The following is a 9,030-nucleotide window of genomic DNA, read 5'->3' as shown; positions in this document are numbered from 1 at the left end:
TGGGATCTATTTTTATTTTTTTTCAATTTAAAATTAATGTTGGGTAGATTTATTTTATTATGCATGTTTGAAGAATTAATCGCTGTCCGTAAGCGGAAAGTGCTCCTTCTCTTGTGAAATAGAAGTGACCTTTTATAAAAAAAACAAGAATTAATTTGGAATTGTGAAATTTGTGTTGCAATATTTGTGCTCACAAAGTTCAAAAACTTATTGAAGTGTTATCAAGAAAGGCGGAGGGATTAGACCCGACGAAGCCTTAGCAACCCTCTAGCAATAGTGAAGGTGCTAAATTCTACTTAATTGCTGATTCATTTATCAGACAATTGGATAGATAACTAAACGTAATTACTCATCTGTAATTATTATTTTCTTTTTAACATTTTTCTATTTGGTCCGTCAGTGATGACGCATTTGGCTTTTGGTTTAATTCATTTATTAACTCAAAAATTTAGAAAAATGAGTACACAAAAATTCGCAACCCAAGCGTTGCACGCAGGACACGATGTTCAATCCAATGGTGGTACTAGAGCAGTGCCAATTTACCAATCTACAGCGTATGTTTTCAAAGATTCTGACCATGCTGCAAACTTATTTGCACTTGCTGAACCTGGAAACATTTACACCAGAATCAACAACCCTACCAACGACATTTTAGAGCAGCGTCTTGCTGCCCTTGATGGCGGAATTGCGGCCGTGGTAACAGCCTCAGGAACCGCGGCGATTGCGACAACTTTACTCACATTGTTAAGAGCTGGAGACCACATTGTCGCCTCTAGCAGTTTGTATGGCGGTACGTACAACTTATTGAGCGTAACCTTACCAAGACATGGCATCACCACTACTTTTGTTGATCCGTCAGATCCTGAAAATTTTAATGAAGCTGTGCAAGAACATACACGTGTATTTTTTATAGAGGCTCTAGGAAATCCGAAATTGGATGTGCTGGACATCAAAGCCATTTCCGCTCAGGCAAAAGCACACAAAGTGCCGCTAATTGTGGACAATACGGTAGCCACGTCTTATTTGGTGAGACCTATTGAGCATGGTGCCAACATCGTTATTCATTCCTTGACAAAATATGTGAATGGTAACGGAACAGCTCTTGGAGGTGCCATTATTGATGCTGGAACTTTTGATTGGGCCAACGGAAAATTTCCTGAGTTTACAGAGCCATCTGCGGGATACCACGGTTTAGTTTATACAGATGTTTTGAAAGAAGCGTCCTTTATCGCGAAAGTGCGTATTGAAGGCCTTCGTGATTATGGCTCAGCATTGAGCCCGTTTAATGCATTTCAAATTATTCAAGGTTTGGAAACTTTGGAGTTGCGTATCAAACAACACAGCAAAAGCGCGCTGGAATTGGCCAAATGGTTACAAGATCAAAAAGAAGTGACGTGGGTAAATTATCCTGGTTTAGACAGTAGCCCATATAAAGCGTTAGCAGATCAGTATTTGCCAGAAGGCCAGAGTGGTCTGGTTACTTTTGGTGTCATTGGCGGCTATGAAGCGGCGAAGACCATCGCAGATAAAACCAGCTTGTTTTCTTTGTTGGCTAATATTGGTGATACCAAATCGCTCATTATCCATCCTGCAAGTACCACGCACCAACAATTGCCTGATGAAGCTCAAGAAGCAACAGGTGTCACCAAAGATTTAATCCGCTTGTCAGTTGGTCTGGAGCATATAGATGATTTAAAAGCCGATTTAAAACAAGCTTTCGCTTTGATTAGTAAAGGTGTAGAAGTTTAAAATAATTTGAATAGTAAGTTTGCATTAAGATGCAGACTTACTTTTTTCAATGAACAGATTAGGTCTCTCATGATTCCACTCAATTTTTTAGATATTGAAAATTATACCACTGAAAACGGTAAGACGGTTGCTATAAAATTGTCCTATCAGGTTTTTGGTCAACCCTTGCATGAAGCACCAATTGTGTTGGTCAATCATGCCTTGACGGGCAATAGCAATGTAGCGGGAGAAGGGGGCTGGTGGTTGGACGTTATTGGTCCTGATCAAGTGATTGATACCAATGTATACACTATTTTGTCGTTCAATATTCCTGGAAACGGCTATGATGGTTTTGTAATCGAAAATTATAAGGATTTTGTGGCTAGAGATATTGCCAAATTATTTCTGGAGGGTTTGAAAGCACTTAAAATTGATAAATTGTTTGCTTTAATTGGAGGTTCTTTAGGTGGCGGTATTGCTTGGGAGATGGCATTTTTAGCGCCAAAATTGGCAGCGCATTTAATCCCTGTGGCAACCGATTGGAAATCTACTGATTGGCTCATCGCAAATTGCCAGATCCAAGAACAGTTTTTGGTCAATTCCAGCAACCCAGTCCATGATGCAAGAATGCATGCCATGTTGTGTTACAGAACGCCAAAATCTTTTAAAGAACGTTTTCAACGCAGCAAGAATGACGATTTGCAAATTTTTAATGTCGAAAGTTGGCTGCTGCACCATGGCAATAAATTGCAGGAACGTTTCCAATTATCGGCGTATAAATTAATGAATCAATTGCTTAGAACTATTGACGTTACCAAAAATAATGGTGATAATGCTGATATTTTAAATACCATCAACTCAAACATTACAATTGTTGGCGTCGATTCTGATTTATTTTTTACTGCAGAGGAAAATCGCGAAACACAAAAACAGTTGGCATTAATCCATCCGAATGTGACCTACAGTGAAATCAATTCAGACCATGGTCATGACGCCTTTTTAATAGAATTTGAACAATTGGAAAAAATCATAGAGCCCATTTTTAGACCAAATACAGCACATAAAAAAATGAAAATATTAAAATTTGGGGGAAAATCTTTAGCGAATGGCGAAGGTTTGGAGCGCACCATTGCTATTATAAAGAAGAAGGTACAAGATCAAGAAAAAATTGCCGTTGTTGTTTCAGCCCGTGGCAATGCTACTGACGATTTGGAAATAATTTTGACCAAAGCCTCTAGAAAAGAAGATTATCAAACAGAGTTTGAGGCCTTCAAAACCTATCAATCAGAACCTTCGGAAGCTGTTGATTTTACCGCGGAGTTCTCAGCATTGGAAAATATATTTCACGGCGTCAAGCTTTTGGGGGATTTTAGCGATAAAATAAAAGCCGAAGTTTTGGCCTCTGGAGAAATTCTTTCAGCCAAGTTGATCACTGCTTTATTGAAAAAGGAAAATATCAATGCAAATACCACAAATACCGTAACGCTCATCAAAACGGATGGCGATTATCTAAATTCACAACCCAACCAAAAGCAATCTCGAGAAAATGTCTTAGCGCATTTCAAAAATTTTAATGGCACAACAGTCCATGTGGTCACAGGTTTTATTGGATCAAACGCCAAAAATGAAATCACTTTATTGGGCAGAAATGGCAGTAACTATTCGGCTTCTTTATTGGCAAATTATCTAGATGCCGAAGAACTTCAAAACTACACGCATGTCAATGGTATTTATACAGCAAATCCAGAGTTTGTAGCAGATGCTCAAAAAATTAGAGAGCTGTCTTTTGCCGAGGCTAATGAATTGGCCAATTTCGGAACAACAGTTTTGCATGCAAAAACCATCATCCCGCTACTGGAAAAAAACATCAAGCTCCGAATTTTAAATACCTTCAATCCAGATGATGAAGGCACTTTAATTTCGGCGAAGGCAAATTCTAAAGAAGTGACCTCCTTATCAGTTTTGGATAATGTGGCCTTGTTAAACTTAGAAGGACGCGGATTGCTTGGGAAAGTTGGCGTTGATGCCAGAATTTTCAAGGCTCTAAGCCAACACAATATCAGTGTGAGCATCATCTCCCAAGGCTCTTCAGAGCGTGGCATCGGATTAGTGATTGACGCTGATAAGGCAACCCAAGCGGTGATCGCCTTGGAACGCGAGTTTGAGAATGATTTTTATTCGCAAGATGTTAACAAAATTGAAGTGATTGATGATGTGTCGGTGATTTCCATAATCGGAATTGAGTTGGGGTCATTCCACAAGCCATTTAATGCCTTAATAAAAAATCACATTCGGCCTTTGTTGTTCAACAATACTGTTACTGGCAGAAATGTGAGTTTGGTGGTAAGAAAGAACCAGCTCCATAAGGCTGTAAATGTTATCCATGGCGAAGTCTTCGGAATTTCAAAAAAAATTAACATTGCCATCTTTGGACACGGCGGCGTTGGTGGCGCATTGATCAACCAAATACTCAAATCAAAGAATGACATTGAAAAACGCAAAGGCATCAGTTTGAATATTTTTGCGATTGCTAATTCAAAAAAAGTAGTTCTGAATAAAAAAGGTGCTGATACCAGTTGGAAAAACACTTTAGACAACACCGAAAATGGATATACACTTCAAGACATCATTGACTTTGCAGAAACCCACCATTTGGAGAATTTAATTGCTGTGGACAATACCGCAAGTTCTGAGTTTTATCACAATTATATACCCTTGGTAGAAGCGGGGTTTGATTTGGTGTCATCCAATAAAATAGCAAACACCATTTCTCATGATTTCTATACGAAGCTTAGAGAAAATTTAGATCATAATAAGAAGAGTTACTTATATGAGACTACAGTTGGCGCAGGGTTGCCCCTGATTGACACCATCAAATTATTACACGAATCTGGGGAGAATATCACACGAATTCGCGGTGTTTTTTCAGGAACTTTGAGTTATTTATTTAATAATTTTTCGGTTCAGGATAAACTTTTTAGCACGATTGTTCAAGAAACAATAGACAAAGGTTTTACAGAGCCTAATCCGCGTGAGGATTTTTCAGGAAATGATGTGGCGCGAAAACTATTGATCTTGGCAAGAGAACTCGATTTGCACAACGAGTTTGCAGACATTTCCGTTGAAAACCTTATACCAGAAGCGTATAGAGAGATTCCAACAGCACAATTTTTAGAACAATTAGAAGTGTTGGATGATAAGTTCCAAACCCTAAAAGACCAACAAAAAGAAGGACATGTTTTGCGTTATGTTGGCGATTTATCAGGAGATTTGTCACAGGACAAAGGAATTTTAGAGGTCAAATTGGTATCCATTCCTTTGGATAGTACGCTTGGCCATCTTAAGGGGTCGGATGCTATTTTTGAGATTTTTACAGAATCTTATGGTGAGCATCCTATCGTGATCCAAGGCGCAGGAGCAGGGGCGGAGGTTACGGCAAGAGGTGTTTTTGGTGATATTTTAAGGTTGTCAAAACATATTAATTAGTCAATTTAAAGACCTTTCAGGTTTTTATAATCGCACATAACGAAAAGCATTCGTGAATTCGTGGCGAAAAAACAACAACAAAATGAGCAATACTAAATTCGAAACCAATGCCATCAGAACACAAATGGAACGTTCAGAATTCTTAGAACATTCAACGCCGCTGCATTTAACGTCGAGCTTTATTTTTGAAGACGCTGAAGATATGCGCGCTTCTTTCGCTGAAGAAAAGGAACGTAATATCTACAGCCGATTCACCAACCCGAATACTTCAGAATTTGTTGATAAGATGTGTAAGCTTGAAGGTGCTGAAAGTGGTTATGCCTTTGCAACGGGAATGGCAGCGGTGTTTTCAACCTTTGCAGCGTTATTAAATGCAGGCGATCATATCGTATCTGCACGAAGTATTTTTGGCTCTACACATACCTTGTTTACAAAGTTTCTTCCCAAATGGAATATAGAAACCAGTTACTTTAAAGTGGAGGATGTTGATAAAATAGAAGATCTCATTCAACCCAACACCAAGATACTGTATGTCGAAAGTCCGACCAATCCCGCTGTAGATATTTTGGATTTAGAACTGTTGGGAAAAATCGCCAAAAAGCATAAACTGATTTTCATCATAGACAATTGCTTTGCGACACCCTATTTGCAAAACCCTATAAATTATGGCGCAGATTTGGTGATTCATTCTGCTACTAAACTTATTGACGGACAAGGGCGTGTGTTGGGCGGTGCCACAGTAGGGAGGGCAGATCTAATGAGGGAAATCTATCTGTTTTCAAGAAACACGGGACCAGCATTGTCGCCATTTAATGCCTGGATTCTTTCAAAAAGTTTGGAAACCCTAGGGGTTCGTGTAGATAGACATTGTGAGAATGCACTCAAAGTGGCTGAATTTTTGGAAACACATGATGAGGTTATTTTAGTAAAATACCCGTTTTTGAAATCCCATCCACAATATGAATTGGCTAAAAAGCAAATGAAGCAAGGGGGCAATGTGGTGGCTTTTGAGGTGAAAGGAGGCATAGAAGCAGGTCGTCAGTTTCTAAACCATTTAAAAATGTTATCACTATCTGCTAATTTGGGAGACACACGTTCCATAGCAACACATCCGGCAAGCACGACCCATAGTAAATTGAGTGAAGAAGATCGGTTGGAAGTTGGCATATCAGATGGATTGGTGCGTATTTCAGTAGGATTGGAACATGTTGACGATATTATTAACGATTTAAAACAAGCATTAGAATATGTGTAAAAAAAGTATCTTTGCTAGATGCTTTCAAAAAAGACAAAATACGGAATTAAGGCGCTGACCTACTTAGCGAAACAAGAGCAAAACACTCCTGTTCAGATTGCGACAATTTCTAAAAGTGAGACTATTTCACTTAAGTTTTTGGAAAGTATTTTATTAACACTTCGAAAAAGCGGTCTTTTAGGGTCTAAAAAAGGAAAAGGTGGAGGTTACTATCTTCTCAAAGATCCAAAGGATATTAAAATGACAACTGTCATGAGAGTTTTGGAAGGACCCATCGCCATGGTATCTTGCGTGAGTTTAAACTATTACGAAAAGTGCGACGATTGCCCTGATGAAGCGGAATGTTCTGTGCACCACCTGATGATTCAGGTACGTGATAGCAACTTGAAAATTTATGGAGAAACGTCCTTGGCCGATTTGGTCCATTAGCAAATTCGCAAAAAATAACCTTTATTTTTAATGAATTCGGTTAACCCCGTTAAAAAATAATACTTAAGTTTGCATAATATCCTACTAATTCCATAGGATAACATATATAATAAAATAATTTTTGTAATGGATACAGTTTTAGAATTAAATACAACCAATGAACTAAGCGAGGTTAGCGTTAGAACAGCGGCAGAGCCTAAAGAAAATATAAAAAGGACATTGTTGAAAACAATCAGTTGGCGTGTTGTTGGCACGCTTGCCACAGTGGTCATCTCTTATGTAATCACCGGGACCCTGGCACTAGCGTTCTCAATTGGTGCCATAGAGTTGGTCTCAAAAATGGCGTTATACTTTTTTCACGAACGTGCTTGGAACACTATAAAATGGGGAAAATAATGAGCTTTAATTTAGAACAAATCAATAAAGATTTACGCAAAAAGACACCTTTAGAAGTCATTCTTTGGACAGTTTCAGTTTCTGAAAATCCAGTAGTTACCACCAATTTCAGACCTTATGAAGCGGCCATATTACATGCCGTGGCTAAGGTTAAAAAAGACATTAAAGTCATTTGGTGCGATACAGGCTATAATACGCCACAAACTTATAAGCATGCTGAAACAGTTATCGAACAATTGAATTTGAATATACACTTATATGTGCCAAAACAAACTACGGCGCATCGCAATGTCGTTTTGGGAATTCCTCATGTGGATGATCCTAAACATAAAGTTTTCACAGAACAGGTAAAGTTGGAGCCGTTCAAAAGAGCTATGGCAGCTCACCAACCGGATGCATGGTTTACAAATTTGCGCAAAGGGCAAACGGCTTTTAGAGATAGTATTGATATTGTCTCACAAGGTGCTGATGGTATTTTGAAAGTGAGTCCTTTTTATCATTGGACAGATGAAGATCTTGATACCTATTTAATCGAAAACAACCTTCCAAATGAATTTAAATATTTCGATCCAACAAAAGCCTTGGAAAATAGGGAGTGTGGGTTACATGCTTAAAACAGTTTACAGTCGCATTCGCAGTCAGAGTCACAGTAAAGAGTAAAGAATTTTATTATTAACAACCAAAATTTACCCGAGTAAGAGTTCCCCCTTCGGGGGCTAGGGGGCAAACCATGAAGAAAGACACCTCAAAAATAAATCCACTAGAAAACGAAGCTATCTACATTATTAGGGAAGTGGCTGCACAATTTGAAAAACCTGTGTTGCTGTTTTCTGGCGGAAAGGATTCCATCACTTTGGTAAGATTGGCGCAAAAGGCCTTTTATCCTGCAAAAATACCATTTCCATTGATGCATATTGATACAGGACACAACTTTCCGGAAACTATTGAATTTAGAGATAGATTGGTTGAAGAGTTAGGTCTTGAATTAATCGTTCGGAATGTCCAAGACTCCATTAACGAAGGAAAGGTAAAAGAAGAATCGGGCAAATACGCCAGCAGAAACAGTCTTCAAACCACCACACTTTTAGATGCTATTGAAGAATTTAAATTCGATGCCTGTATAGGTGGTGCCAGAAGGGACGAAGAAAAAGCAAGAGCCAAGGAACGCATCTTTTCGGTCAGAGATGATTTTGGACAATGGGATGAAAAAAACCAACGTCCAGAATTGTTCGATATGTTGAACGGACAGATCCATTTGGGACAAAATGTACGGGTTTTTCCAATTTCTAACTGGACAGAATTAGACGTTTGGTCTTATATCGAAAGGGAAAATATTGAAATCCCTTCCATTTATTTCGCGCATACCAGAGCCACTTTTTTAAGAGACGGATTGATTTGGTCTTCAGATGATGAGGTGGTTTACAGAGACGAAGATGAACTTGTTGAGGAACGCGTGGTGAGATTTAGAACTGTTGGTGATATGAGTTGTACGGCCGCAGTACTTTCTGAAGCTGCCGATATTGCTGCTGTGGTTCAAGAAATTAGAGAGTCGACCATTTCAGAACGTGGTGCACGAATTGACGATAAGCGCTCAGAAGCCGCCATGGAAAAACGCAAACAACAAGGGTATTTTTAAGGCCCCTAACCCCGAAGGGGGAATTAGCAAGTTTGCGGTAAAAAAAAATATGATTATCGAGCAGGATTTCAAGAACAGGGCTGGTTCAGAAAAATAAATA

General features: G+C 38.8%; 7 protein-coding genes and 1 riboswitch. All 7 genes read left to right on the top strand.

Annotated features, from left to right (window positions below; translation table 11 throughout):
• Positions 1 to 215: 215 nt before the first annotated feature.
• Positions 216 to 338: riboswitch (SAM riboswitch) on the top strand.
• Positions 339 to 456: 118 nt separating this feature from the next.
• The 7 genes from A9996_RS18460 (at position 457) to cysD (ending at position 8,930) form a co-directional block, all read left to right on the top strand.
• Complete coding sequence (locus tag A9996_RS18460; protein ID WP_066438804.1) at positions 457 to 1,749, top strand: O-acetylhomoserine aminocarboxypropyltransferase/cysteine synthase family protein; 1,293 nt, start codon at positions 457 to 459, stop codon at positions 1,747 to 1,749.
• 69 nt (positions 1,750 to 1,818) lie between these two features.
• The gene (thrA, locus tag A9996_RS18455; protein WP_066438797.1) at positions 1,819 to 5,214 is read left to right on the top strand and encodes a bifunctional aspartate kinase/homoserine dehydrogenase I; all 3,396 of its coding nucleotides are present in this window, start codon (positions 1,819 to 1,821) and stop codon (positions 5,212 to 5,214) included.
• Between the two features lie 82 nt (positions 5,215 to 5,296).
• A complete protein-coding gene (locus A9996_RS18450; RefSeq protein ID WP_066438801.1) occupies positions 5,297 to 6,469 on the top strand; it encodes a trans-sulfuration enzyme family protein in 1,173 nt (390 codons plus the stop codon).
• Between the two features lie 18 nt (positions 6,470 to 6,487).
• Positions 6,488 to 6,898 carry an RrF2 family transcriptional regulator gene (locus tag A9996_RS18445; protein ID WP_066438794.1) on the top strand — a complete coding sequence of 137 codons (411 nt, stop codon included), beginning with the start codon at positions 6,488 to 6,490 and terminating at the stop codon, positions 6,896 to 6,898.
• A 126-nt stretch (positions 6,899 to 7,024) separates the two neighbouring features.
• Positions 7,025 to 7,294, top strand: a complete 270-nt coding sequence (locus tag A9996_RS18440; RefSeq protein WP_066438789.1) for a DUF2061 domain-containing protein — start codon at positions 7,025 to 7,027, stop codon at positions 7,292 to 7,294.
• Positions 7,294 to 7,908, top strand: a complete 615-nt coding sequence (locus A9996_RS18435) for a phosphoadenosine phosphosulfate reductase domain-containing protein (RefSeq protein ID WP_066438799.1) — start codon at positions 7,294 to 7,296, stop codon at positions 7,906 to 7,908. The genes A9996_RS18440 and A9996_RS18435 overlap by 1 nt, the downstream gene beginning before the upstream one ends.
• A gap of 116 nt (positions 7,909 to 8,024) precedes the next feature.
• Entirely contained in the window at positions 8,025 to 8,930 is a 906-nt protein-coding gene (gene cysD / locus A9996_RS18430; protein ID WP_066438787.1) for a sulfate adenylyltransferase subunit CysD, read from the top strand.
• Positions 8,931 to 9,030 lie beyond the last annotated feature (100 nt).

Origin of the sequence: Gelidibacter algens (assembly GCF_001678675.1) — a bacterium.
Classification (GTDB): domain Bacteria; phylum Bacteroidota; class Bacteroidia; order Flavobacteriales; family Flavobacteriaceae; genus Gelidibacter; species Gelidibacter algens.
The sequence above is the reverse complement of the archived record's forward strand: the minus strand, read 5'-3'. Positions and strand labels throughout refer to the sequence as shown.

Excerpts from the sequence above, each read along its gene's own strand:
- cysD (WP_066438787.1), top strand. The coding sequence starts at position 8,025 with ATGAAGAAAGACACCTCAAAAATAAATCCACTAGAAAACGAAGCTATC.
- A9996_RS18440 (WP_066438789.1), top strand. The coding sequence starts at position 7,025 with ATGGATACAGTTTTAGAATTAAATACAACCAATGAACTAAGCGAGGTT.
- thrA (WP_066438797.1), top strand. The coding sequence starts at position 1,819 with ATGATTCCACTCAATTTTTTAGATATTGAAAATTATACCACTGAAAAC.
- A9996_RS18460 (WP_066438804.1), top strand. The coding sequence starts at position 457 with ATGAGTACACAAAAATTCGCAACCCAAGCGTTGCACGCAGGACACGAT.
- A9996_RS18445 (WP_066438794.1), top strand. The coding sequence starts at position 6,488 with ATGCTTTCAAAAAAGACAAAATACGGAATTAAGGCGCTGACCTACTTA.
- A9996_RS18435 (WP_066438799.1), top strand. The coding sequence starts at position 7,294 with ATGAGCTTTAATTTAGAACAAATCAATAAAGATTTACGCAAAAAGACA.
- A9996_RS18450 (WP_066438801.1), top strand. The coding sequence starts at position 5,297 with ATGAGCAATACTAAATTCGAAACCAATGCCATCAGAACACAAATGGAA.